The sequence below is a fragment of the Paraburkholderia domus genome, assembly GCF_905220705.1.
Taxonomy (GTDB): Bacteria; Pseudomonadota; Gammaproteobacteria; order Burkholderiales; family Burkholderiaceae; genus Paraburkholderia; species Paraburkholderia domus.
Map to the genome: position 1 here is coordinate 1 of NZ_CAJNAT010000020.1, position 23,795 is coordinate 23,795.

The window sequence follows — 23,795 nt, forward strand, 5'->3', positions numbered from 1 at the left end:
CACTCGACTACGTCAGCCCCATGACATTCGAGAAGAACTGGTTCGCGGCTCAGCAAGGTGAAGCCGCATAATTCGCTTGGCTAAGGGATTCGTCAAACAGGGGCAAGGTCAGTCCCGTTTCAACTGCAGCAACGCGCTGTTTAACAACCGTTCGCCTTCTGCGTCGAGATTGGCGTTCGGCTCATCGAGCAGGACCAGTCTCGGATCGCCATAGAGCGCCCGTGCCACGGCAATCGCTTGACGTTGACCGCCCGATAAGGTTTCGCCGGACTCGCCAATTTCTGTTTCGTAGCCGTTGGGCAACCCGAGGATCATCTCGTGGACGTGTGCCCGTTGCGCTGCGCGCACAATCGCGCCGGTGTCGGCAGCAGCGGGGCTCGGATCGCGCGCGATATTCCCAGCAACGGTTCCCGCGAACAGCTCCACGTCCTGCGGCACGTAGCCAAGAAAGCGGCCGAGCGCTGTGCGGTGCGCAACGCCGAGACCTGCGCCTGTCCATCGCGTACACCGAGGAACGCCTGCTGGGCGTCGAGAGCGGCCGAGCGGCGTGCGTCCTCGATGTCGTCCTGAGCCTTGTCTTTGAGCGCGAGGGCTTCGCGTTTCTTGCTCATCGTCGACAGGCCGTCGAAGAGCGGAATGCTGATCTGGATGCCGATCTCGCCCGATGTCGCGCGGTTGGCGCCGGTGTAGAAGTTGGTTTGTCCGTTAATGAACGCGGCGTTGCCATGGCTTGCGTTGCCGATGATCGACACCGTCGGCATATAACCCGCATCGACTTTGCTGACATCGCGTCGCGCGATTTCGAGCGCAATCTGTTGCCGCCTGACGTCGAGGCCGGATGATGTCGCGTCGCTTATCCATGGATCGGGCGAGTCGGCGATGATCCGCGAAACGTTCGCATCGGCGTCGATTGGGTCGATTGAATCCACGGGATGACCGACGATCTTTTGCAACGCGGCGTAGCGCCTGTCGAGCGTGCTTTGCGCCTGAACCAGATCGGACAGTGCCGAATCCGCTCCCGCTTGCGCTTCATTCAAGTCGACTATGGTCGCCGCGCCTAACGCGAAGCTTCGCTTCGTCAACGCAAGCTGTTCATTCACAGAGCGCTGATGCTGCTGGGCAAGCGAGAAATTGTCTTTCGCTGCGAGCGCGTCGAAATAGGCCTGTGCGACGCGCAGCAGTAAGTCCTGTTTGGCGCTTGAGAACGCGAGACCGGCGTCGGCGACAGATAGCTTGCTTTGCTGCCAGGCCTGCCAGTCGTCCCAATTGAAAATTGACTGATTCAGCGAGAGTGTTGCGCCGGTTGTGGAATAGGGCGCGGCCGGTTGACCCGGCACATGAATGGCATTTTTGAAATCAGATTGAGTGAGTCCGAGATGCGGAAGCAATGCGGCGCGGGCTTCGGGTTCCTTTTCCAGACCCGCCCGGTAGCTAGCTTCGGCGCTCGCAAGCTTGGCGTCATGCGCGAACGCATCGGCGGCGAACTGGGAGAGACTTTCTGCCCCGGCCGGCCGGAAGCCGAATAGAAAAACGAATGCACACAGGGCAATCGCTACGGAGTTCGTCGGTTGTCCATCGCGTAGAGCATGGTTCCGCCACATCGTGATGTTTGTCCCTCAGCCTATGAAAACACGACGCGATCAGCGTGTCGTGAGAGAGGCGCCGAATGCCGTGTTCGAAGTAAGTAGTCGCTGAGTTTTGATGAGGCAGAGGGGTGACGAAATCGGATAAGTCCGAAAACGTGGGGATTGAAAAATATTTGGAATGCTTATTATTACAACACTGCAAGCTGTTTTTGGAATGTTCTTAGTCAGTCTGCAATTGCGAGAGTCATACTAAGAATTCAGCCTGTTCTCAACGGCGTTTAGTAATTTGTTGAAGGGCTAATGAAAGGTGGCCTCGCCTTCAACAATCGGTCAAGAGAGAAATTGAGCGAGCACAATGTTCACTCATACCACCGCGGCGTATAAACCCATTCTCCGTCGACGCCGTTAGCAAACGCGCGCGTCGTCGACGACCCCACGATCACCATTGTCCGCATATCCACATCCGACGAGCGAAGTTCACCGAGCGTGATCGTACGCAGTGTGCTGCCGGATCTGCCGATATCGCGGCCGAGCACGACTTTCGTCGCTGTGCTGCGATATTCCCGCACGATGTCCAAAGCTCTATCCAACTGCCACGGTCGTGCGCGAGAGATCGGGTTGTAGAAAGCCATTACCAGATCCGCTTCGGCCGCATGCCGCAGACGTGTTTCGATGATGGTCCACGGTTTCAGATTGTCGGATAGCGACAGCATGCAAAAGTCATGGCCCAACGGCGCGCCGGCTTGCGCTGCGGTCGCCATGGCTGCGGACACGCCCGGCACGATGGCGAGTTGAACCGCGCGCCAATCGGCGTTCGTCGAGCCGCCTTCTTCGAGTGCTTCAAGCACTGCCGCCGCCATCGCAAACACGCCCGGATCGCCGGACGACACCATGACCACCGACCGTCCTGTGCTGGCCAGTTCGAACGCATGGCGTGCGCGTTGCATCTCTTCGCGATTGTCCGTGCCATGTACGCGTTGATCGGCGCGCAAGGGGCCGGCCATTTTCACGTAGGTTTCGTAGCCGAGAATATCGGTGGCTTCGTTCAGCGCTGTCCGTGCGGCGGGCACCATCAGGTCGGCGCTGCCGGGACCGAGGCCGATTACAGTCAAGCGGCCACGTGCGCGACCAATCGTGTCGGGGTCGATTGCCAACGGCGCCAGTGCAAGCGCAACGCCCGCGTCCGCGTTGTTATGCAGCATTTCATAAGGGACGCGCAGCGCGGCATGCAGCAAATTACCCGGTGGCTCGCCGTCTTCTGGGCGCGGCTGAGCAAAACGCAGCGGCACGTTCAGGCTCGCAGCGGCATCGGCGAGCGCCGGGTTCGCCATGTGTTCGGGAGAAGCGAGCAATGCCGCGAGCGAAAGCGCCGCGAGGCCATGCGCGTCCAACGCTTCGCGCACCAGCGCAGTGATTCGCGCACCGGAATTCGTCTGCGCGTCTGGGCTGGATTTTGCGCCGAGGCCTGCGTTCGTAGCAGGGTGTGCACTGGTACCAGTACCCGCATCTGCATTCCCGTCTGCATCCGCATCCGCATTTGCGCCGGGGGCGGTGTCGGTGCCCACCACGGTCACCGCCGCGACGACACTCCGCGGATGAATCACCAACTCGTCATCACGCCCATCCCACGCTCGCGGCGTCACGCGAATCGCGAGACGTGCTGATTCAGAGCGCGGCAACTGCGCACAATCGAGCCACGGTGCTTCACCCTCGATTCGCGTGGTTTCTCCAGCGAGCAGATCCGAAACAAAGCGCTTACCTTGCGCGATATCGGCGAGCGCATAGCCCTCAGGCGGATTGAGCACGCACGTGCCGAAGCGGAGTTCACCACTTGTCGTAATCGCAGGCGATACAGCCAATTCAGCAGCAATCTCACGCGCCATGACGTTGACGCCTGCAAGTCCGCCGAGCAACGGCACGACCGCGCTGCCATCTTCGGCAACGGCCAACACCGGCGGCTCGACGCCCTTGTTCGACAGCAACGCCGCAACGCAACGAATCACGATCCCGGCGGCACACAACGCGATGATCGGCGTGCCGCGCGCATACAGATCACACAGATGCGCGCGGAGCTCGGTGTACGAGACGTCGGCCTCGACACGCCCCTGCAAGGCATGCACCTGGCTGCCGGCATACAGCGCCTGAATCCGCCGTGCGGTCGCCAACGCACCCGCACCGAGAATCACGATGGCGGGTGGCGTCATCCTTGCCATTTTTCCCCCGGCACGACGAGCAGCGAAAAATACGGCGACGCCATCGGATCGACTTCGGCGAGTGGCACAATGCGCTGATTGCCCATCGTCGCGCGTTCGACGTAAAGCGCACGATGCGCGAGCCCCAGTTCGCCGAGCACGCGCCGCACCTTATCGAAATTGCGGCCCAGTTTCATGATGACGGCAGCGTCCGCATCGGCGAGGCGCCGCCGTAATTCATCTTCGGGCAATACCCCGGAGAGCACCGACAAACTCTGATTGCGATACACCAGCGGCGAGCCGAGCACCGCCGCGCCGCCGAGCATCGAGCACACGCCGGGCACGACTTCGGCCTCGAAACGCGCTGCGAGGCGGTCGTGCAAATACATATACGAGCCGTAGAAAAACGGATCGCCTTCGCAAATCACCGCGACGTCGCGGCCGGCATCGAGATGATCGGCGACGATCTCCGCCGCGGTGTCGTAGAAATCGGCAATGATCGCTTCATACGAAAGCGGCGGCTCGAGCGCTTCGGTCGTGACGGGATAAACGAGAGGCAAATGCTGTTGAGCATCATGCAGATGCGCCTCGATGATGCTGAAGGCATTGCCCTTTTTGCCCTTCGCGACAAAATACGCGACCACGGGTGCCGCTTTGAGCAACCGCAGGGCTTTCAGTGTGATGAGTTCCGGGTCGCCCGGGCCGACGCCGAGGCCGAACAAACGTCCTTGCACCGTCATTTACTCGACCTCCGTCGCCAGCGCATTCACAGCGGCGGCGGCCATCGCGCTGCCGCCGCGTCGACCGTGAACCACGACGTAGGGCACGCCGCGGCTGTCTTCAGCAAGCATCGCTTTCGATTCGGCCGCGCCGACAAAACCGACTGGAAAACCAAGAATCAACGCGGGCTTCGGCGCACCGGCATCGAGCATGTCGAGCAGATGAAAGAGTGCGGTCGGCGCGTTGCCGATCACGACCACACTGCCTGGCAGATGCGGCCGCCACAATTCGAGCGCCGCCGCCGAGCGCGTATTGCCGAGTTCGCGCGCGAGTGCGGGCACGTCCTGATGCGTGAGCGTGCAGATCACTTCGTTGTTCGCAGGCAGTCGCGCACGCGTGATGCCTTGTGCCACCATGCCTGCATCGCACAGGATCGACGCGCCTCGTGCCAGTGCCGTGCGGCCCGCCGCGCCTGCACCTTCAGAAAACTGAAGGTCTTCAACGACGTCGACCATGCCGCAGGCGTGGATCACGCGTACCGCGAGTTTTTCGAGGTCGGCGGGGATGCGTGAGAGATCGGCCTCCGCACGTATCGTCGCGAAGGATTGGCGATAGATCTCCTGACCGTCGCGAATGTATTCAAGCATCTAAAGGGCTCCGGGCCGGGTGTGCCAATGAGTCGAGCATGTCGGCGGCCTGTTCGATCGTGAGTTGGTGCGCGACGCACGAGCCGAAACCCGGCTGGCCGTCGCGTCGATAAAGGTCGTAGATGCCGGGTGCCGCGGCCAGCAGCGTGTACGGCGCGCAATGTGCGGCGGCGCATGAGCGCGGACAGCCGCTCAGATGAACGTCGACGCCGTCAGGCAAGCGATCCGCCAAAACTAGCGCGTCGGCTTTGGTATCGGCGAGGCTTTTTGCGCAGCCCGTAGAACCGGCACACGCGATTAAGTGCGTAATGGGTCGCGCGGGATCGCAGGCGAGGCCGAGTGCCTTCATTTCAGCGAGCACGGCGGGCGCGGCATCGGCAGTGATATCGGGCAGCAACACACTTTGCCAGGGTGTCATGCGCAGCGTGCCGTTGCCCTGCTGTTGCGAGAGCGTGGCGAGGCCGCGCAAGGTTGCGGCGTCGAGGCGTCCGAGCGGCGGCTGGCCGCCTGCGTGCAGCATGCCGACGATTCGCTGTGCGTGCGCGCCGAGGCGCAGCGTGGCATCGGCAGGCGTGAGGCGTTGCCAGCTTGCGAGCGAGGTGTCGCGTGTCAGTGGGAAATCGACATATTTTTGAGCGTGCTGCAATAGCGCGTCGACGGAATGCGTGGCAAGTAGATGACGCATGCGCGTGGCATCGGCTGTGGCCAGATCGAGGAACGTGTGCAGCAGCGCGCGAACAAGGACGGCGACTTGCGAAGGCAACACGGCCGCCAGAGCGCCGGAGCTATCCGTGCGAAGACGCTCCTTGGCGTCATGCGAGTCGGCGTATTCGGCATGCTGGAACGCATCTGCATCTGCATCTGCATCTGCATCTGCATCTGCATCAACTTCAACATTCGCGTTCGCGTTCGCCACCCCAGGCGGGCAACCCGCCAAACCAAACACAAATCGCACGCCGTCTTCCGCCTGAGTCGCTGCCAGCCAGACGTCATGCGGATGATCGAGCCTGGCAAGGCGCTCACCGCCGTCGAGCAGTAGCGCGAATTTCGGTGAAAGCGCCGCGAAACGCGCTTCAGTTTGCAGCAGGGTGAGCAGTTCGACGCTGAGCGGCCTCGTGTCGAACAGCGCAAATGGATCGCGCCCGGCCGTCGGGCTCACCATCACATTGCGCACATCGTCCGCAGCAGTTGCCTGCATCGGATTTGAAGCGTGCTGTGCGGTTGGCGATCGTGCTTTTGAAGCGTCCGCTGCGTCGGCCTGAGACGCCTCTGAAACATCTGCCGCGGTCGCCGGTGTCAGCCCGGACGCATCAGTTGCGCCTAACGACCGGATGGGCCCCAGCCCCGCATCGACCAGCGCCATGATCAACGCCGCTTCATGCCCGCTGCGCACGCCACGCACCTGCAGATTCGCGCGATTGGTCAGTTCAACCACGCCGGCCGCATGCCGCTCGCTGACGTCGGCGATGACGGCAGCTTGCGCCGCGCTCAACTCACCGCCGGGCAATTTGATGCGGCAAATCCCACCGTCGCGGGCGGCGACGATGCGCAGCAGCCCCGGGCACGCCGAGGGCCGCAGCGCGAGAGCCGCGTCGGACAAAGCAGTGGAGGGCGAAGCTTGATTCAAGACGGACACCGGGTTGAGCGTCGCGCGACGGCCCGAGCAAGCCGCAAGGCGGCATGGCTACGGCATCGGTACACCCCGCCCGATGTAGGCTGGCACGAACAGTCTGGCCGGCAGGTCTCCTGGCTCGCAGGTCATGGTCCGCTGCGGCCTTCCCGGTCGAACCAGTGGCGCGGAGCGCAGGCGGACTCGCTGCATACAGTTGCGGGGGCAGCCACAGCGGCACTGTGTTCCCTCTTCGGCCCCGAAGGGCACCGGCGGCTGTATTATGCCTTTTTTCGAACAGCACAACGAGGCTGGACGCTTTGATCGGCGTGGCACAGCGCAATATTTGAAGATACAGAATGAGGATGGATGCATGCCGGCGTGGCTGACCGTGGTGGGCATAGGCGAGGACGGCTTCGCCGGTTTGGGGAGGGCCGCGCGGCGTGCTTTGCTGGAAGCGTCGGTGGTCTACGGCGGCGAACGTCATCTGGCGATGCTGCCTGCACGCCTCGCCGCGCGCCGTGCGGCGTGGCCGAAGCCGTTTGATCTCGCGCCTTTGCTGGCGGAGCGTAATGGTGCCGTGGAGTCCGCGGGGGCCGTGTGTGTGCTGGCGAGTGGGGACCCGATGTTGTTCGGCGTCGGCGCGACCCTGGCGCGGCAGTTGCCGGCAGGCGAGTTGCGGGTGCTGCCCGCGCCGTCGTCGTTGTCGCTGGCGGCTGCGCGGCTCGGCTGGCCATTGCAGGATGTCGCTACCGTTTCGCTGGTCGGCCGGCCGTTGCCGACACTGAACGCTCATTTGCACGACGGTGCGCGCGTCTTCGTGCTGAGCGCCGACGGGCGCACGCCCGCAGCATTAGCCGAACTGCTGAACGCGCGCGGTTTCGGCGCGACCCGGATGACCGTGCTGGAACACCTGGGCGGAGAGTCGGAGCGGTGTATCGATGGCCGTGCGGACCAGTGGTCCGCGGGGGACGTGGCGGCGCTGAACCTGATTGCTCTCGAATGCCGCGCAACGGAGGGTGCGCCGCGTCTGCCGCTGACCACCGGCTTGCCCGACGACGCCTTTCGCCACGACGGTCAGTTGACCAAACGCGACGTCCGCGCGATCACGCTGGCGCGTCTCGCGCCGACGCCCGGCGAATTGCTATGGGATGTAGGCGCGGGCAGCGGCTCGATCGGCATCGAATGGATGCGCGCTCATCCGACTTGCCGCGCGATCGCGATCGAAGGGCACGCGGAACGGCAACGGTTCATCGAACATAATCGCGATGCGTTGGGCGTGCCGGGTCTGCAACTGGTGGCCGGCCGCGCGCCTGATGCGCTGGAGGGACTGGCTGTGCCGGATGCCGTGTTCATCGGCGGTGGCGTGACGGTGCCGGGCGTGCTCGACGCCTGCTGGGCGCGGCTGCGCGGTGGCGGGCGACTGGTCGCCAATGCGGTCACTTTGCAAGGCGAGGCGTCGCTCGTGGCGTGGCGTAAGCAATACGGCGGCACACTGACCCGTATCGCGCTTGCCGACGCACAGCCGCTCGGCGGCTTCGATACGTGGCGCCAGGCGTTGCCGATTACGCTGCTGGATGTCACGAAGCCCGTTCATCGCACGGACGTCACCGCCATCGTGAACGCCGCAAATAGCGCATCAAGCACGTCCGGCACTTTAACTACCTCCGCCGATTCCCCCCAACCGTAATGCGCGAAGAAACGCCCGAACAACCCGCGCCGCTGCGTAGCGGCTACACGACCGGCAGTTGCGCCACCGCGACGTCGCTCGCGGCCGCGCGCCTGTTGCTCGCGGGTATCGTCAGCGAGGTCGCGGAGATCGTGTTGCCGAAGGGCCAGCATGTGCCGATGCCGCTGGTGTTCTGCCGCCTGAGCGCCGACGGCGCGGAAGCGGGCACCACCAAGGATGCCGGCGACGATCCCGACGTGACGCACGGCGCGATCGTATTCGCCCGCGTGCGGCTGCTTGCCGAACCGGGGGTGACATTCCGTGCGGGACCAGGCGTCGGCACGGTGACGCGCGCCGGCCTCACGCTGCCGGTCGGCGAACCGGCGATCAATCCCGTGCCGCGCAGAATGATGACCGAGCATCTGACCGAGCTCGCGGCGGACTATGGATACACCGGCGGCTTCGAAGTGACGATCGGCGTCGAAGGCGGCGAAGCACTCGCACTGAAAACGATGAACCCGCGCCTCGGCATTCTCGGCGGCTTGTCGATTCTCGGCACCACCGGCATCGTGCGGCCGTTCTCGTGCTCGGCCTATATCGCGTCGATTCATCAGGGTATCGACGTCGCGCGTGCCAACGGTTACATGCATCTTGCTGCCTGCACCGGCAACGCGAGCGAAGACGCGATGCGCGCGCATTACGGTCTGCCGGATATCGCGCTGATCGAAATGGGCGACTTCGTCGGCGCGGTGCTCAAGCATATGAAGCGTGCGCCGGTCGAGCGCTTGAGCGTGTGCGGTGGCTTCGGCAAACTTAGCAAGCTGGCGGCAGGGCACCTCGATTTGCACAGCCGGAATTCGAGCATCGATCTGGAACGGCTTGCAAGCTGGGCTGCCGGGCATGGCGCGGACGATGCATTGCAGGCCGCGATCCTCGCAGCCAACACGAGTCAGCAGGCTGTTGCATTGGCGCATGCGCAAAACGTGCCGCTCGGCGATATCGTCTGCCGTCACGCGCTCGCCGTCGCGCGCGATATCGTGCCGCCGCAGGTCGCCGTCGAAATGTTCGCGATCGACCGCCAGGGCAATCTGATCGGAGCCGCGCAATGAAGCGGGTCCTGCTGCTCGGCGGAACCGGCGACGCTTTGCGGATCGCCAAACAGCTTGGTCCCGAGCACGTCTACAGTCTCGCGGGCCTCGGCAAGGTGCCGGACGACCTGTCGTGCTGGGTGCGTGTGGGCGGCTTCGGCGGTAGCGAAGGCATGGCGCGCTATATCCAGGATGAAGGTATTGACCTCGTGATCGACGCGACGCATCCGTACGCGGCGCAGATCAGCGCCAATGCCGCGAGGGCGAGCCGCACCGCGCATGTGCCGTGCTGGGCGCTGCGTCGCGCAGGATGGCAGCCGCAGGCCGGCGACGACTGGCGCATGGTCGACGATTGGGCCGGACTCACGGCCGCGCTCGCTTCGTTCAAGCGGCCGCTGTTCACGCTCGGCCGCGAACCGCTCGCGCATCTCGACGAAATCCCGCCGCAGCAGTTCTGGACTGTGCGCTGCCTCGATGCACACGAAGCCACTCCACGTGCGAGGATTCTGGCGACGCGCGGCCCGTTTACGCTCGAAGGCGAGCGAGCGTTGTTCAGCGCGGAATCATTCGATGTCGTCGTCAGCAAAAACAGCGGCGGTAGCGCCACCGAGGCCAAGCTCGAAGTCGCACGCGAGCGCGGCTTGCCGGTCGTCATGCTGCGGCGCCCTGAATTGGCCGCCGTCGATCGCGAGTTTGCAAACGTGGCCGACTTGCTGGAAGCATTGCAAGTCTCAGCTTAAATGGCGCATGCATGACATGCCGGCCAAACGAATCATGGAGTATTGAATGACGGTGTTTTTTATCGGCGCGGGACCGGGCGACCCGGAACTGATCACAGTGAAAGGGCAGCGGCTCGTGCGTGGCTGCCCGGTGATCCTGTACGCCGGCTCGCTGGTGCCTGCGGCTGTTCTCGAGGGGCATAGCGCGGAGCAGGTCGTGAATACCGCCGACCTCGACCTCGATCAGATCGTCGCGTTACTCAAGGCAGCGCACGACAACGGCCAGGACGTGGCACGTGTGCATTCCGGCGACCCGTCGTTGTACGGCGCGATCGGCGAGCAGATCCGCAGGCTTCGCGAACTGGACATTCCCTACGAGATCGTGCCCGGCGTGACGGCGACCGCGGCATGCGCGGCGACGCTAGGCTGCGAGCTCACGTTGCCGGACATTTCGCAGACGCTGATCCTCACGCGCTTTGCAAGCAAGACGACGATGCCCGAAGGCGAACAACTCGCCGACCTCGCGAGACATCGCGCGACAATGGCAATTCACCTCGGCGTGCGCCATCTCGCGCGCATCGTCGATGAATTGCGGCCGCATTACGGGGGTGATTGTCCGATCGCGGTGATCTATCGTGCAAGCTGGCCAGATGAAGAAAAAATCACGGGTACGCTCGACGATATCGTCGGCAAAGTGCAGTCAACCAATATTGAGCGGACGGCGCTGATTCTGGTCGGACAGGTGCTGGCTGCCGAAGGATTTGCAGAGTCGACGTTGTACGCTAAAGGCGGCTGATCCGCACCGTCTGACCCGTTATCCCCCCGTCTTCAACTGCGCCCACAGCTTGCCTTCCAGGCGTTTGATCGGAGCGGGCAAGGGCTTGAGCAGGAACAGCGTTTTCAACACGGACTCGGGCGGATACACGGTCGGATCGTTGAGAATTTCCGGACGCACGAATTTGCGCGCGGCGGCGTCCGCATTCGGATAGAACACCTCATTGGTGATGCCGGCATGAACCTCGGGGCGCTCGATGTAGTTGATCCAGTCGAGCGCCGCTTCCGGATGGGGTGCATCTTTCGGAATCGCCATCATGTCGAACCAGACCGGCGCACCGCCTTGAGGAATGAAGTATTTAACCTCGTAACTCTTGTTGGCCTCGCGTGCACGATGGCTCGCCATCGACACGTCACCCGACCAGCTCAACGCGAAACAGATGTCGTCGCCGGCGAGGTCGTTGATATAACTCGTCGCGTTGAACTGCGTGATGTACGGGCGAATTTTCTTCAGCGCTTCGTACGCGGCCTGGTAGTCGGCCGGATTCACGCTGTTCGGATCGCGGCCGAGATAGTGCAACGTGACCGCGAACACATCGGTCGGCGCATCGAGCACGGACACACCGCAACTCTTCAGTTTGCTTAGATACTCGGGCTTGAAGAGGATGTCCCAGTTATCGAGCGGCGCGTCGTTGCCGAGAATCTTTTTGACCCGGGTGACGTTGTAGCCGAGCCCTGTGGTGCCCCACGCCCACGGCACCGCGTACTGATTGCCAGGGTCCGCATCCGCGACCAGCTTCAGCAGACTGTGGTCGAGATTCACCAGGTTCGGCAGTTTCGATTTGTCGAGTTTCTGGTAGATGCCGGCCTGGATCTGCTGGGCGAGAAAGTTCGAGGTCGGCACCACGACGTCATAGCCGGTCGAGCCCGTCAGCAGTTTCGCCTGCAAGGTTTCGTCGCCGTCGTAGACGTCATAGCGCACATGAATGCCAGACTCTTTTTCGAAGTTCGGCACCGTATCCTTCGCGATGTAGTCGGCCCAGTTGTACAGGTTCAGCAGCTTTTCATCGGCGTGCGCGGTTGCGCCGAACGTGCTCAACAGCAGCGCTGCCAGCATCGACACGGCCGGCCTGGTCTTCATGATGGGGTGGGGCATGATGGTCATCCAGAGTGGTTTCAACAGGGCGGTTGCCGGCCTTACATGTGCTGATGGCGCTGCAGCTTCTGATTGCGCATCAGGCACAACATATCGGCGGCCAGGTGGGCCGCGGCGAGCGCGGTCACGTCGCTGTGGTCGTAGGGGGGCGACACTTCCACCACGTCCGCGCCGACCAGATTCACGGGGCCAAGCGCGCGAACGATTTCCAGCGCCTGTGCCGAGCTGAGGCCGCCTGCTACCGGCGTGCCGGTGCCGGGTGCGAAGGCCGGATCGAGGCAGTCGATGTCGAAGGTGAGGTAGGTCGGTGCGTCGCCGACAATCGACAGCACTTGATCGATGGTCGCCTGCGTGCCGTTGCGATGCACCCACGGCGCGTCGAGAATGCGCACGCCCATGAAGTCGTCGTTCCAGGTGCGAATGCCGATCTGCACCGAGCGCGCGGGATCGATCAGCCCTTCACGGATCGCCTTGTAGAACATCGTGCCGTGATTCAAGGAATCGGGATTGTCGTCCGGCCACGTGTCGCAATGCGCGTCGAAATGAATCAGGCTCAGCGGCTTGCCGTATTTTTCAGCGTGCGCGACCAGCAGCGGGTAGGTGATGTAGTGATCGCCGCCGAATGTCAGCATGCGGGTGCCCGTTGCGAGAATCTCGCGGGCATGAGCGATGATCGCGTCGCGAATGCCGAGCGGGTTGTGGGCGTCGAACCAGCAGTCGCCGTAGTCGACCACGTTCAGATGATCGAACGGATCGATGCCCCACGGAAACGCGCCCAGCTCGGACAGTTGTACCGAGGCGGCGCGCATGCCCGCCGGGCCGAAACGCGTCCCTGGGCGGAAGGTGGTCGCGAGGTCGAGCGGAATGCCCGATACGGCGACGTCGACGCCGGTGAGATCGCGCGTGTAGGGCCGGCGCATGAAGGACAGCACGCCGGCGTAGGTGGGGGCAGCGGGTTGGCCGGCTGCGTCGGCCGCGGTGGCAGTGAGCTGCGAAGCGTTCAGATTCAGGGTCATGCAGGTCGATCCGGTCAGTTTTAACGAGCACCGTCACACAAATATTCCTCATGTTTGATGAAACGGCATGCGGCGTGTGAGGGGCAACTGGCGCTATGATTGCGGGGCAATATTCCAGCGAAAAGCGAAGAATCTTGCTGGAAGTATCGATATTTTTAATATCTTCCCGAAACCATGGCGATCCAATGCGTAGACTTCCCCCTCTGCAGGCCTTGCTCGCCTTCGACGCCGCCGCGCGCCTCGGCAGCTTCACGCGCGCGGCGCAAGAACTCGCGCTGACGCAATCGGCGATCAGTCATCAGATCCAGCAACTGGAGGAGTGGGCCGGGGTGCCGCTGTTCCGGCGGATCGGGCGCGGCGTCGCGTTGACGGCCGCTGGTGTGCTGTTTGCGCAGACCGTGACGTCGGCAATGGCCACGCTCGCCGACGGGCGCGATCGCATCGAGCCGTATGGCAATCCCGATTCAGTGATCATCTATTGCGCGCCGCAGTTTGCGACGGGCTGGATCATGCCGCGCATGCCTGCGTTTTCGGCGACGTTGCCGGACATCGAGATCTGGCTCATCACCGGGGACGAGGTGAACGAGATCGATCGTGTCGATGTCGACCTGGTCGTGTCCGCCAAGGAGATCCGCACACCCGAAGTGATCTGCGAACCGTTGCTCGACGAGGAGGCGGTCGCTATCTGCGGGCCCATGACCGCGCGTCGTCTGCGTTCGGCGCCCTTTCCCGAGGTCTTGACGCAAGCGCCGTTGCTGATGCTTGAGGCGCGACCGGAGTGGGCGCCGTGGTTGCCTGAGTTAAGGCGCGGCGGTTTGCGTACGCGGCGCGCCATGACGATCGACGATCCCCGCATCCTGGTGGCGGCCGCCGAGCAGGAAGCGGGTATCGCGATGGTGTCCCGGCTCACCGCCGCCGATGCTTTAACAAGCGGGCGGGTCGAGATCTTGCCGCAGGTGCCTGGTTTCGCACTCGCGCCGCTCTGGTTAATGCGCTCCGCCCAACCGGCGCGCTCCGCCGCGGTGGATGCGGTTTATGAGTGGATGGTGAGGCGCTGCCGGGACGGCAATTGACGCGCAGCAGGTCCTGTTGCGCGTCGGGCGCACAAGGAACCGCATGTAGTATTGAACGTCGAGCGTGCGCCCCGGTAAATTTCGCAAGCTCTGTACGCCCTTCCAGCGATGAGGCGGTGGTTTGCAGAACGCCTGCGTCACGGATCTGATGATCCCCATCCACAAGGATTCACCATGTTTCGTCTAGGCTGTGCCGCCCTCGCGTGTCTGGTGGCGTTGTTGTGGGCGGGCGCCGCCGCGCCGGCAGATCAGGCGTCCTGGCATGTGGGGGAGGCCGGGCGCGTGTTTCATCCCGCCGTGGTCCGTCATTGGCGCGGCGCTCAAACGCAGGCGCTGGTGACGCAAATCTGGTATCCGGTCGACCCGGCACTCGCGGAGGCCACGCATGACATCGGCGCGCCCGGTCATCCGTTTTTTCATGGGCATCCGGCAGTCGTTGATGCGCCTCTGTCCAGCGTGCGCGCAACCTATCCGCTGCTCGTGCTGTCGCACGGCACCGGTGGCAGCGCGGACAGTCTCGACTGGCTGGCTTCGGCGCTCGCGGCCGAAGGCTATATCGTCGCCGGCACCAACCATCCGGGTAACAACGCACTGGAGCCGATGACCCGCGATGGCTTCATGCTCTGGTGGGAACGTGCCACCGACGCCAGCGAAGTGATCGACGGCGTCCTCGCCGATCCGATGCTGGGTCCGCATGTCGACCGGGACCGGATCGGCGCAGTGGGCTTCTCGCTTGGTGGTTATACGGTTCTTGAGTTGGCGGGGGCACGCACCAATCTGGCGGCGTTCGAGCGCTTTTGCACGTCACCCCAGGCCGATGCCATCTGTCATCCGCCCGAGGCCGCGAGAATCCATGAAGACCCTGGCGCGCCTGCCTTGACGCTCGCCACCCTATCGCCTGAGACGAAGGCGTCCCGGGCACGTGCCGGTGCGTCGTACCGGGACCTGCGCATCAAGGCGGTCTTTGCGATCGCGCCGGCGCTGGGCGAGGCGTTCGATAGCACCTCGTTCGCCGACGTCACCATTCCCGTGTCGCTGCTAGCAGGCGAGGCCGACGTGACCGCGCCCGTGAACACCAATATCCACCGCATCGCAGGTTTTATGCCGAAGGCAAACGTCACGATGGTGCCGGGTGCGTCGCACTACACCTTTCTCGATACTTGCTTCCCCGCTGCAGTCGAACACCTTGCGACCATCTGCAAGGACAATCCGGGCGTCGATCGCGATGCGATTCATGCGCAGACGGCCCAACGGGCGCTCGACTTTTTCGCCGCCACGTTGCCAGCGGGGGGCTCGTAGCGAGGTTCAGTCCTCGATCGGCGACAACGCTTCGAGCGGCATCGTCTTCTCTGGCCCGATGCTGATCGCCGGCACGAAGCCCAGCAGCACGACCACAAAAATCGCAATCGCAAAGATCGAGATGAAGGTCAGGTGCAGCGACTGATGCAACACCATGCGAATCATGTCGCTATCGGCGAGCCTCGCCGCCTGATTCTGCAGCAGCGCTTTCAGTTGATCGGAGGTGACCACAGCGACGCCCTTCGAGTGACTGAGCCCGAAGTTGAGCACCGCGCCGAACAGCGTCGCGCCCAGCGTGCTGCCGAGATTGCGCGAAAAGAGATTCGATGCGGTGGCGCTGCCGCGCTCTTCCATCTTGACGATCTCCTGGATCAGCACCAGCGAACTGACGCTCGACGTACCCATGCCGAAGCCCATGATGAGCGAACCGAACGCTGCGATGAGCGGCGAGCCGCCAGGCTGCAGGAACAGCAGCAGCACCGCGCCGAGCGGTATGAACGCGCTGCCGCCGATCAGAATGCGCCGCAAGCCGATGCGGTGAAATGTTTTCGCCGCGAGCGTCGCGCCCACCGGCCAGCCCACCATCATCATCGTGAGCGCAAGACCGGCGACCACCGGCGAGCGGTGCAGCACGCCCTGCACATACATCGGCAGGAAGGTGGTGGCGCCCATGAGGATCATGCCGGACAGCACGGTTGCGGCATTGCACGCGGCAATCGGCCGGTGGCTCCAGAGCGCGAACGAGATCATCGGTTCAGCCGCGCGGCGCTCCTGAAACACGAACGACAGCAGGCACAGCATGAATGCGCCACCCGCGAGCGACGCCCGGGCGATGTCGTCGTCGCCTGCGTAGGTGAGCGCCATCATCAGTGCCGCGATCGCCGCCATGAACAGCGCCGCGCCGGCAAAGTCGATCGATGGACGCGCATGCCGTTCCGATTCGCGCAGGAACGCGATGAAGCCGGCTGCCGAGGCAAGGCCGATCGGCACGTTCATCCAGAAGATCCACGCCCACGACAGGTTGTGAATGATGAAGCCGCCCACCATCGGCCCGACCACCGCGGAAATGGCCCACACGCTGGCAAGATAGCCTTGCACCTTGCCGCGTTCGCGCGCCGGGTAAAGGTCGGCGACGATGGTCAGCGTGACCGGCTGGATCGCGCCCGCACCAATGCCCTGAATCAGGCGGAACACGATCATGGCGGGCATCGACCAGGCAAAGCCGGCCAGCACCGAGCCGAGCAGAAAGATCGCGATGCCGGCGAGCATGACCGGCTTGCGCCCGTAGAGGTCAGCGAGCTTGCCGAAGACCACGGTCATCGCGGTTTGCGTCAGCAGGAACGACGAAAAGACCCAGCTATACAGATGCAGATCGCCGAGTTGCGCGACGATCTGCGGCATGGCGGTGGAAACGATGGTGGCTTCGATGGCGACCATCGCCATCGAAGCCATGACTGCGGCAATGACTAAAGGACGCGACGATTGCGGGCTGCGGGACATGGGGCGGTAGTATTAGGATGTTGGAAGCGTCTAACGGCGTGACAGGTCACACGCACACCGCGACGCAAAAGCGCGGCCGCGCGAAGGCGGCCGATGTGGAGTATGCACCTTGCGGAGAATGTGTGCTGAACGCGAGCCGCTTTGGCGAAGCTAAAGCGGCTTGGCACAGCATTTGCCCGTTCAGCCTTACTTTCGCCAAATGGAGGGTCATTATGAGGATCGAATTCACCGGACGCCGTGAAGTGGTGGCAGCCGCGCGCGTCGCCTTCGAAGCCAATGTCGATGGGGCTGACGTCTGGTGCAGCGTGTCGCTGGACGCGCTGAACGACCATTTCGGCAACGCGGGACCATCGGCCCACGATCTGGTCGGGACCTTCGAGGCGAATCGCGCGCGGATTGAAAATGCTACGCGGCGGGTACTCGAGAAAAACGGGGGGCAATCCGTGGAACTCGAGACCGGGGATTTCAACTGAGGCCCGAGCAGCCCAAATCTTGAGAGAGGAGGAGGGTCCGGCATCTGCGTGCCGGGCCTGCTCCGATAGATTTTCCCCAGCAAACCACCTACGCTTCAAAACACCCGAACACGATCTGTTCGGTCTTTTGTCTCGCCCAACATAATCGCCTCCACCCGTTCGTGGATACCAGAAAGCGGTCGAGACCCGGATACTGTGCCGCGCAGGCGTGTAGCGGATTACGCAATTCAGGGGACAGGCAGCAAGGCACGGCGGAAGAAAACGCGAAAATCACCCGCGGCAACGTCGCGCATTTCGGCACGTATGCCGTGGACCCAGCAGCGCAGGTTATCGTTTTTCACATTCAAAAAAGCACTTTTCCGAACTGGGACGCAGAGGTTCAGCGCCGCCCGTTTACGCTCGACGGTGACCGGCTGACCTACATCACGCCGGGAGCCTTCGGCTATGGATCGTCGAAGGTCGTGTGGCAGCGCATGAAATAGTGCGCCTCGCCGGCAGGACGTGTTGTTGTTCGCACGCAACCGGACCCGCGGCACGAGCGAGCCGGTCAACTTCCTCAGATGGCAGAAACACAGCGTCCGCGCGCATCGCGTCTGAATTGCTGCATATTGATGAACGATTATTCTTAAATCTATAAAGGACTGCTCCAGAGCCCGGGCATTCGTTTTACGGGCCCGGCTTTTTATACTCCGCGTCGCTGTTCAAAACCAGACTTCAGCTACGCAGGAGCATTTTCGTGAAAAAAATTTCCGCCGCAGTCGCGGCGTTTGCAGGACTTGCCGCTACCGCGGCAAACGCACAAAGTTCGGTCACGCTGTATGGCCTCATCGACGCCGGTGTGATGTACACCAACAACGTCAAGAAGGGCGGCTCGCAGGGCGCGCTGGTTCAAGCGACGAGTGGCAATATCAACGGCAGCCGCTTCGGGTTGCGCGGTGGCGAGGATCTCGGCGGCCGCATGAAGGCCATCTTCGTGCTTGAAGACGGCTACAACGTGCAGAACGGCAAGCTCGGCCAGAACAACCGCATGTTCGGCCGCCAGGCGTTTGCTGGTCTGAGCAGCACGCAGTTCGGCACGCTGACGCTCGGTCGTCAATACGACTCGCTCGTCGACTTCGTCGCGCCGCTGTCGGGCACGGCCGGTACTTTTGGCGATACAGGCTTTGCCCATCCGTTCGACAACGACAACCTGAACCACTCGGTGCGCATGAGCAACGCCATCAAGTACACGAGCGTGAATTACGGTGGCTTTACGTTCGGCGGCCTCTACGCGTTTTCGAACAACACCGACTTCGCCGTCAATCGTGCTTATAGCGCGGGCGTGAGCTATAGCAATGGCCCGTTCAAGGCGGCCGCGGGCTACTTGCAGATCAATGGTTCCAATTCGACGACGAACACGGGCGGTGCGGTCGATCTCGCGGAGTCGGCGGCCAATGGTACGGGCGGTTTTCAGCTCGGCGCCGACGTTCAGCGCACGGCCGGCGCAGCGCTGAGCTACGGCTTCGGCCCGGTGACGACCGGTTTTGTCTATACGCATAGCCAGTTTCAGAACACGGCGTCGTTTGGCGCGACGCACGGCTCGATGCGTTTCGACAATTTCGAAGTGAACGGCAAGTACGCGGTGACGCCCGCACTGAGCCTCGGCGCGTCGTACACGTACACGAACGCGCACGTGAGCGGCACGTCGACTTTCGGCTCCGATCCGAAGTGGAATCAGGTGAATGTGCAGGCCGTCTATGCACTTTCGTTACGCACCGACGTGTACGCCGAAGCGATGTATCAGCACGTGAGCGGCCAGGGCTATACCGCCTTCATCAATACGGCGGGCGGCGCGTCCTCGACCGGCAATCAGGTCGTGGGCACCGTGGGACTGCGTACGCGCTTCTGATCGCGGGATCCGCAATTCATGTAGCAACGCGTGTACCCATTTACCCAGCAATTTATAGCGCGACACGTTCAGATTTGAGCAGCGGAGCCGGCGAGGGGGGGAAAGGACTCTTCCAGCGTCGCATGTAGATCCGCTTTATCCGCGCAGGTACAGTACTGATGCACGCACGGTTCCCGGTGTGCGAGCGAGAGAGTTGGCCCCGGCTGGTAACAGCCGGGGTTTTTTTCGTCTTCGGCGATGGTGTTTGCAGACCTGCAGTTCGTGCTTCATGATTGACTTTGGGAGCCTCAATTGCGGTGTCGGGCGATGAGGGATGAGGCGGCGGTCACTGCGGCTGCGGTATAGTCGCGCGAACCGATCGTAGACACGCCTTGGCCCCTTGCCGCTCGCTCGGCAGGCTGAGGCTTTGATTATCCGGAGAACGTCGTGCAGGAAATCATAGAAGGATTCATCCGCTTTCAACGCGAAGTCTTCCCGCAGCAGAGCGCATTGTTCAAACGTTTGTCGATTTCGCAAAGTCCGAACACGCTGTTCGTGACCTGCTCGGATAGCCGTGTCGTTCCCGAGTTGCTGACCCAGGTGGAACCCGGCGCGCTGTTCGTGATCCGCAACGCGGGCAACATCGTGCCGTCTTACGGGCCGGAGCCGGGCGGGGTATCGGCCACCGTCGAATATGCGGTCGCTGTGCTGGGCGTGCGGGATATCGTGATTTGCGGCCACTCGAATTGCGGGGCGATGACGGCGATCTGCACATGCAAGAACCTCGACCATCTGCCGGCAGTGGCGGGGTGGCTCCGTCACGCGGACGCCGCGAAAGCGATCAATGCGTCGCGAACGTACGCATCGGATGCAGAGCGTCTCGACGCCCTGGTCAAAGATAACGTGATTGCACAACTCTCGAACATTCGCACTCATCCGTCAGTGGCTGTGGGCCTCGTGAACAAAACGCTGCGGCTCCATGGCTGGATTTTCGATATCGAGAGCGGCGCAATGCTCGCACTCGATGGGCGCACCGGGCAGTTTCTGCCGTTAGTGGACAACCCTGAAATTTATGTCGTCTAGCGTGACGTTGGAGGCGAGGGGCGCCACCTTCCGACAAGGCGAGCGCAGTAGGACCAGAAAACCTCTTCTGCGCTGCGGATCGCCGCCTATACTGCCTGAGCATCTGGAGCGGACGACCCCGCTCCGTGGCGTGTTGTAACGCGAATTGAATCTGGCTCCGAGGTTTCCATGAAAATTCTGATGGTATTGACTTCACATGACCAGCTCGGCAATACGGGCCGGAAAACCGGCTTCTGGCTCGAAGAGTTTGCTGCGCCGTATTACGTGTTCAAGGAGGCCGGCGCCGATGTGACACTCGCGTCGCCCAAAGGCGGCCAGCCGCCGCTCGACCCGAAGAGCGACGATCCCGATGCGCAGACCGACGCGACCCGGCGATTCGGCAAGGATCCGGACGCGCAAGCCGCGTTGGCGAGTACCGCCAAGCTCTCCACCGTGTCGGCCGCGGACTATGACGCGGTGTTCTATCCCGGCGGCCACGGACCGTTGTGGGATCTCGCCGAAGACCCACATTCGATTGCCCTGATCGAAGCGGCCTATGCCGCGGGAAAGCCTGTCGGTGCGGTATGCCATGCACCCGGTGTGCTGCGTCATACGAAGGCGCCGGACGGAACGCCGCTCGTACGCGATAAGCCCGTTACCGGCTTTGCCAATTCCGAAGAAGCCGCAGTCGGCCTGACCGACGTTGTTCCTTTCCTCGTCGAAGACATGTTGAAGAAGAACGGCGGCGGCTATTCGAAGGGGCCGGATTGGCAGTCGCATGTCGTGGTCGCGGGCAATCTGATCACGGGGCAGAATCCCGCCTCGTCGGAAGCCGCGGCGAAAGCACTGCTCGCGAAACTTGCCTAGAAGCAGCCTCAACCGGCAAAGCAGCGGAACGCAAGGCTGATACGCGGCCCGGTCACCCCGGCCATCTTGGGAATGCCGTGTTCATGCGTGAATTGCGAAGCGTAGCTCATGACGATGCAACTGCCGGGCTCCAGGTCCACGTGCACGATCCGGCCGGAACCCGCTTTCGGCCTGATCGACATGCGGCGACTCGCGCCGAGCGAGACGATGGCGATCGGCTGGGCCGGCAACAGCTTTTCCGTCTTGTCACCGTGGAGTGCAACGCTGTCGTTGCCGTCGCGATAGAGATTGAGGCCGACGCGGTTGAACGGCGCGCCAAGCAGTGAGCGGACGGCTTCAAATGCTTCGCCCAGCGGCGCAGGCAGATCTTCTGATTCGCGGGCGAAGGTGGCCAGCAGGCGCGGCACCGCCACCTCCCGGTCGTACATCATGCGCTGCTGGCTCATCCAGCCGATATTTTGACGTGCCTGGTCGAACCACTGTTGCGCGGTAATTGCGGGGATCGAATCAGGCAAATAGCGAATCCCGCCTTCAGCGTCATGGAAAAGGGCCACAGGCTCGGATGCGAATAAGCCTTGCTGGTGCACCATACGTTCCAATCCTTGAGTTGCGATAGCCCCGCAATCAGCGCGGGGGCTTCATACGGCACATTATACTGTGTTTTTATACAGTGTTTTGACTGAACGCCTGCCGGCGCCATGCGGAAAGGGTCAATGCGGTTTTTCCAGTCGATAGTGGGAGGAGCAGCAGGCATAATCCGTTTTCCGATTACACGACCCTTTCATCGAAGGGCGAAACCAGGGCGGCGCGTTGTTACGCGCCCCCCCAAGAAAACTTATGCCGCCCATCACTGCTGTCCGGAATACAGCCGTGCCGCTGCGCAGCGTCGCGCTGATTCTCGTATCGATGTTCTGCTTCGCGCTCGTCGACGCCCTGGCGAAGTCCGTGGCGCTCGCCTATCCGGCCAATGAAGTGACGTTCTTCCGGATGCTGTTCGGCCTGGTGCCTGCGGTAGCGGTGTGTCTGCGCGGCAAACCGCTCATCGAGCGTCTCAAACACATGGATGTGCGCGGGCAGACCTTGCGCGCGCTGACGTTGCTCGGCGCCTCAGGGCTGTTCTTTGCCGGACTGCCGTACGTGCCGCTCAGCGAAGCGGTGGCAATCGTCTACTCGGAGACCTTGCTGGTCATCGTTCTCGCACCGCTGATTCTGAAGGAAACGCTCAAGCCGCGTGATGCACTCGCGGCGGCGGTCGGCTTTGTCGGCGTACTTTTCGTGGTGCGCCCGGACGGTTCGCACTCGAGTTGGCTCGGTCCGGCCTTGCTGATTTCGAGCGCGGTTTTCGGCGCGTTATCGATCATTCAGATCAAGCGGATTCGCGCCACCGACGATTCGGGCACCACGGTGCTGTATTTCACGGTGATCGGCACGATCGTCACCAGCGCATCGCTCATTTTCGCGTGGCGCACGCCGTCGATCGAAGCACTCGCGGTGATGGCGTTGCTCGGCGGGTTTGCCACGGCAGGACAGTTGCTGATGACCATGGCGTTCCGTCAGGCCGATGCCGGTGCGCTCGCGCCGTATAACTACACCAGCATCGTGTGGGCGGCGTTATTCGGCTACGTCGTGTGGGGCGAGACGATCGGCAGCATGTCGCTGCTCGGCATTGCGCTGATTGTCGGCAGCTCGATCGCGGTTGCCGTGCGCGGCAAACAGACTGAGGGACCGCTCGTGTAGCCGTGCGCTGCATGCGTCGAATTCAAACGCCGAATTCAAACCGGCCTTTCATTGCTTCGCAGTTCAAACAATCGTCCTAGGAAAGCCTGGCCAGCAAGCTGGCTTTTTCGGACAACACGCCCTACGCAAGCGGACGAATCGGCGTTTGACGACTATAAATGATAGATAGCAGGCATCCAGCTTGCACTCTTACTCGTACGTGACAGTGTCGACCCGAACTCGCGGTCGTTGCGCCGGCATCGATCGATTCGCTGCGAACACTCTGATGAATTCGAGCACGTTTGCGAAACCGAAAACGCGCATGTCCACGATTTGAGAGGGAGACGTCATGGTTGGTGAATCCAGGAAGATCGTTCTCTTGAGCCTATTTTTCGGCGCGGTTGCGATCACAGCATATATTTCGCAGTCCGACAAAAGATGGCTGTCGACGGACGAACTCGGCCTGGGTCGCGACAATGCGTCGGCTCATTACACCCGCGGCGACATGGTGACCGGCTCGGTGAGGTCCGGACCGGTCGTTTCACGCAGTGATTCGGCTGCGGCCGTTGCCGGGGATCTCCGGGCTGCGCGCAATAGTCTGCAGCGTAACGATCTTGTCTCTGCCCAAGCGCAACTGGATGCGGTGCGTTCAGCACACCGCGACGACGATCAGGTTCTCGCGCTGCAAAGAGAAGTAGCTGCGCGCACGGAGCAGGCGCGGCATCCGCTGGCCGTTGCGCATGTGCAAACGCCGACGCCGCA

At 62.5% G+C, this 23,795-nt stretch carries 22 protein-coding genes and 1 riboswitch; of the genes, 12 read left to right on the forward strand and 10 right to left on the reverse strand.

Annotation, left to right across the window (positions count from 1 at the left end):
- Positions 1-108: 108 nt before the first annotated feature.
- From KHO31_RS39480 to KHO31_RS26850, 6 genes are all read right to left on the reverse strand, one after another.
- Complete coding sequence (locus KHO31_RS39480) at positions 109-426, reverse strand: ATP-binding cassette domain-containing protein (protein ID WP_328822740.1); 318 nt, start codon at positions 424-426, stop codon at positions 109-111.
- A complete protein-coding gene (locus tag KHO31_RS39485; protein ID WP_236072355.1) occupies positions 312-1,601 on the reverse strand; it encodes a TolC family protein in 1,290 nt (429 codons plus the stop codon). Before KHO31_RS39485 ends, KHO31_RS39480 begins: the two co-directional genes overlap by 115 nt.
- Before the next feature lie 344 nt (positions 1,602-1,945).
- Positions 1,946-3,790 (reverse strand): precorrin-3B C(17)-methyltransferase, encoded by a 1,845-nt coding sequence (gene cobJ / locus KHO31_RS26835; RefSeq protein ID WP_211624504.1) that lies wholly within the window; start codon positions 3,788-3,790, stop codon positions 1,946-1,948.
- A complete protein-coding gene (locus KHO31_RS26840) occupies positions 3,787-4,518 on the reverse strand; it encodes a precorrin-2 C(20)-methyltransferase (RefSeq protein ID WP_201072792.1) in 732 nt (243 codons plus the stop codon). Before KHO31_RS26840 ends, cobJ begins: the two co-directional genes overlap by 4 nt.
- Positions 4,519-5,145 carry a precorrin-8X methylmutase gene (locus KHO31_RS26845; protein ID WP_201122400.1) on the reverse strand — a complete coding sequence of 209 codons (627 nt, stop codon included), beginning with the start codon at positions 5,143-5,145 and terminating at the stop codon, positions 4,519-4,521.
- The gene (locus tag KHO31_RS26850; protein WP_211624506.1) at positions 5,138-6,781 is read right to left on the reverse strand and encodes an oxidoreductase; all 1,644 of its coding nucleotides are present in this window, start codon (positions 6,779-6,781) and stop codon (positions 5,138-5,140) included. Before KHO31_RS26850 ends, KHO31_RS26845 begins: the two co-directional genes overlap by 8 nt.
- A gap of 83 nt (positions 6,782-6,864) precedes the next feature.
- Positions 6,865-7,043: riboswitch (cobalamin riboswitch) on the reverse strand.
- 84 nt (positions 7,044-7,127) lie between these two features.
- Between KHO31_RS26850 and cbiE the strand changes: the two genes are divergently transcribed.
- The 4 genes from cbiE to cobM are packed head-to-tail and all read left to right on the forward strand — an operon-like array spanning position 7,128 to position 11,026.
- Positions 7,128-8,444: a precorrin-6y C5,15-methyltransferase (decarboxylating) subunit CbiE gene (gene cbiE, locus KHO31_RS26855; RefSeq protein WP_201122396.1), complete on the forward strand. Its 1,317-nt coding sequence runs from the start codon at positions 7,128-7,130 to the stop codon at positions 8,442-8,444.
- The gene (locus tag KHO31_RS26860) at positions 8,444-9,532 is read left to right on the forward strand and encodes a cobalt-precorrin-5B (C(1))-methyltransferase (protein WP_211624508.1); all 1,089 of its coding nucleotides are present in this window, start codon (positions 8,444-8,446) and stop codon (positions 9,530-9,532) included. Before cbiE ends, KHO31_RS26860 begins: the two co-directional genes overlap by 1 nt.
- A complete protein-coding gene (locus tag KHO31_RS26865; RefSeq protein WP_211624510.1) occupies positions 9,529-10,251 on the forward strand; it encodes a cobalt-precorrin-6A reductase in 723 nt (240 codons plus the stop codon). Before KHO31_RS26860 ends, KHO31_RS26865 begins: the two co-directional genes overlap by 4 nt.
- A gap of 46 nt (positions 10,252-10,297) precedes the next feature.
- On the forward strand, positions 10,298-11,026 hold the full coding sequence (gene cobM / locus KHO31_RS26870; RefSeq protein WP_201072817.1) for a precorrin-4 C(11)-methyltransferase: 729 nt from the start codon (positions 10,298-10,300) through the stop codon (positions 11,024-11,026).
- An 18-nt stretch (positions 11,027-11,044) separates the two neighbouring features.
- Here the strand turns inward: cobM and KHO31_RS26875 are convergent, their stop codons facing one another.
- Both KHO31_RS26875 and speB read right to left on the reverse strand, forming a co-directional pair.
- Positions 11,045-12,145, reverse strand: coding sequence for a polyamine ABC transporter substrate-binding protein (locus KHO31_RS26875; RefSeq protein WP_201073006.1), 1,101 nt, complete (start codon positions 12,143-12,145; stop codon positions 11,045-11,047).
- A gap of 56 nt (positions 12,146-12,201) precedes the next feature.
- On the reverse strand, positions 12,202-13,176 hold the full coding sequence (speB, locus tag KHO31_RS26880) for an agmatinase (protein ID WP_201072819.1): 975 nt from the start codon (positions 13,174-13,176) through the stop codon (positions 12,202-12,204).
- A gap of 185 nt (positions 13,177-13,361) precedes the next feature.
- On the opposite strand from speB, the gene KHO31_RS26885 reads away from it, so the two are divergent.
- Both KHO31_RS26885 and KHO31_RS26890 read left to right on the forward strand, forming a co-directional pair.
- Complete coding sequence (locus KHO31_RS26885; RefSeq protein ID WP_201072821.1) at positions 13,362-14,249, forward strand: LysR substrate-binding domain-containing protein; 888 nt, start codon at positions 13,362-13,364, stop codon at positions 14,247-14,249.
- Between the two features lie 174 nt (positions 14,250-14,423).
- The gene (locus tag KHO31_RS26890; RefSeq protein WP_201072823.1) at positions 14,424-15,548 is read left to right on the forward strand and encodes an alpha/beta hydrolase; all 1,125 of its coding nucleotides are present in this window, start codon (positions 14,424-14,426) and stop codon (positions 15,546-15,548) included.
- Positions 15,549-15,554: 6 nt separating this feature from the next.
- Here KHO31_RS26890 and KHO31_RS26895 read toward each other — a convergent pair whose 3' ends face one another.
- Complete coding sequence (locus tag KHO31_RS26895) at positions 15,555-17,048, reverse strand: MDR family MFS transporter (protein ID WP_201072825.1); 1,494 nt, start codon at positions 17,046-17,048, stop codon at positions 15,555-15,557.
- Positions 17,049-17,260: 212 nt separating this feature from the next.
- On the opposite strand from KHO31_RS26895, the gene KHO31_RS26900 reads away from it, so the two are divergent.
- From KHO31_RS26900 to KHO31_RS26920, 5 genes are all read left to right on the forward strand, one after another.
- Entirely contained in the window at positions 17,261-17,521 is a 261-nt protein-coding gene (locus tag KHO31_RS26900) for a DUF1488 family protein (RefSeq protein ID WP_201122455.1), read from the forward strand.
- Positions 17,522-17,682: 161 nt separating this feature from the next.
- Positions 17,683-18,003, forward strand: coding sequence for a lipocalin-like domain-containing protein (locus KHO31_RS26905; RefSeq protein WP_236071487.1), 321 nt, complete (start codon positions 17,683-17,685; stop codon positions 18,001-18,003).
- Positions 18,004-18,257: 254 nt separating this feature from the next.
- Complete coding sequence (locus KHO31_RS26910) at positions 18,258-19,409, forward strand: porin (RefSeq protein WP_201072829.1); 1,152 nt, start codon at positions 18,258-18,260, stop codon at positions 19,407-19,409.
- Between the two features lie 426 nt (positions 19,410-19,835).
- Positions 19,836-20,471: a carbonic anhydrase gene (locus KHO31_RS26915; RefSeq protein ID WP_201072831.1), complete on the forward strand. Its 636-nt coding sequence runs from the start codon at positions 19,836-19,838 to the stop codon at positions 20,469-20,471.
- A gap of 168 nt (positions 20,472-20,639) precedes the next feature.
- Positions 20,640-21,317: a type 1 glutamine amidotransferase domain-containing protein gene (locus KHO31_RS26920; RefSeq protein WP_201072832.1), complete on the forward strand. Its 678-nt coding sequence runs from the start codon at positions 20,640-20,642 to the stop codon at positions 21,315-21,317.
- An 8-nt stretch (positions 21,318-21,325) separates the two neighbouring features.
- Here KHO31_RS26920 and KHO31_RS26925 read toward each other — a convergent pair whose 3' ends face one another.
- Positions 21,326-21,907, reverse strand: coding sequence for an alpha-ketoglutarate-dependent dioxygenase AlkB family protein (locus tag KHO31_RS26925; RefSeq protein WP_201072834.1), 582 nt, complete (start codon positions 21,905-21,907; stop codon positions 21,326-21,328).
- A gap of 247 nt (positions 21,908-22,154) precedes the next feature.
- On the opposite strand from KHO31_RS26925, the gene KHO31_RS26930 reads away from it, so the two are divergent.
- Positions 22,155-23,054, forward strand: a complete 900-nt coding sequence (locus KHO31_RS26930) for a DMT family transporter (RefSeq protein ID WP_211620673.1) — start codon at positions 22,155-22,157, stop codon at positions 23,052-23,054.
- Positions 23,055-23,795: the final 741 nt, after the last annotated feature.

What these genes read in the sequence shown, in the direction of transcription:
- KHO31_RS39485 (WP_236072355.1), bottom strand. Translation starts at nt 1,601, where the DNA reads ATGTGGCGGAACCATGCTCTACGCGATGGACAACCGACGAACTCCGTA.
- cobJ (WP_211624504.1), bottom strand. Translation starts at nt 3,790, where the DNA reads ATGACGCCACCCGCCATCGTGATTCTCGGTGCGGGTGCGTTGGCGACC.
- KHO31_RS26840 (WP_201072792.1), bottom strand. Translation starts at nt 4,518, where the DNA reads ATGACGGTGCAAGGACGTTTGTTCGGCCTCGGCGTCGGCCCGGGCGAC.
- KHO31_RS26845 (WP_201122400.1), bottom strand. Translation starts at nt 5,145, where the DNA reads ATGCTTGAATACATTCGCGACGGTCAGGAGATCTATCGCCAATCCTTC.
- cbiE (WP_201122396.1), top strand. Translation starts at nt 7,128, where the DNA reads ATGCCGGCGTGGCTGACCGTGGTGGGCATAGGCGAGGACGGCTTCGCC.
- KHO31_RS26860 (WP_211624508.1), top strand. Translation starts at nt 8,444, where the DNA reads ATGCGCGAAGAAACGCCCGAACAACCCGCGCCGCTGCGTAGCGGCTAC.
- KHO31_RS26865 (WP_211624510.1), top strand. Translation starts at nt 9,529, where the DNA reads ATGAAGCGGGTCCTGCTGCTCGGCGGAACCGGCGACGCTTTGCGGATC.
- cobM (WP_201072817.1), top strand. Translation starts at nt 10,298, where the DNA reads ATGACGGTGTTTTTTATCGGCGCGGGACCGGGCGACCCGGAACTGATC.
- KHO31_RS26875 (WP_201073006.1), bottom strand. Translation starts at nt 12,145, where the DNA reads ATGAAGACCAGGCCGGCCGTGTCGATGCTGGCAGCGCTGCTGTTGAGC.
- speB (WP_201072819.1), bottom strand. Translation starts at nt 13,176, where the DNA reads ATGACCCTGAATCTGAACGCTTCGCAGCTCACTGCCACCGCGGCCGAC.
- KHO31_RS26885 (WP_201072821.1), top strand. Translation starts at nt 13,362, where the DNA reads ATGCGTAGACTTCCCCCTCTGCAGGCCTTGCTCGCCTTCGACGCCGCC.
- KHO31_RS26890 (WP_201072823.1), top strand. Translation starts at nt 14,424, where the DNA reads ATGTTTCGTCTAGGCTGTGCCGCCCTCGCGTGTCTGGTGGCGTTGTTG.
- KHO31_RS26895 (WP_201072825.1), bottom strand. Translation starts at nt 17,048, where the DNA reads ATGTCCCGCAGCCCGCAATCGTCGCGTCCTTTAGTCATTGCCGCAGTC.
- KHO31_RS26900 (WP_201122455.1), top strand. Translation starts at nt 17,261, where the DNA reads ATGAGGATCGAATTCACCGGACGCCGTGAAGTGGTGGCAGCCGCGCGC.
- KHO31_RS26920 (WP_201072832.1), top strand. Translation starts at nt 20,640, where the DNA reads ATGAAAATTCTGATGGTATTGACTTCACATGACCAGCTCGGCAATACG.
- KHO31_RS26925 (WP_201072834.1), bottom strand. Translation starts at nt 21,907, where the DNA reads ATGGTGCACCAGCAAGGCTTATTCGCATCCGAGCCTGTGGCCCTTTTC.
- KHO31_RS26930 (WP_211620673.1), top strand. Translation starts at nt 22,155, where the DNA reads ATGCCGCCCATCACTGCTGTCCGGAATACAGCCGTGCCGCTGCGCAGC.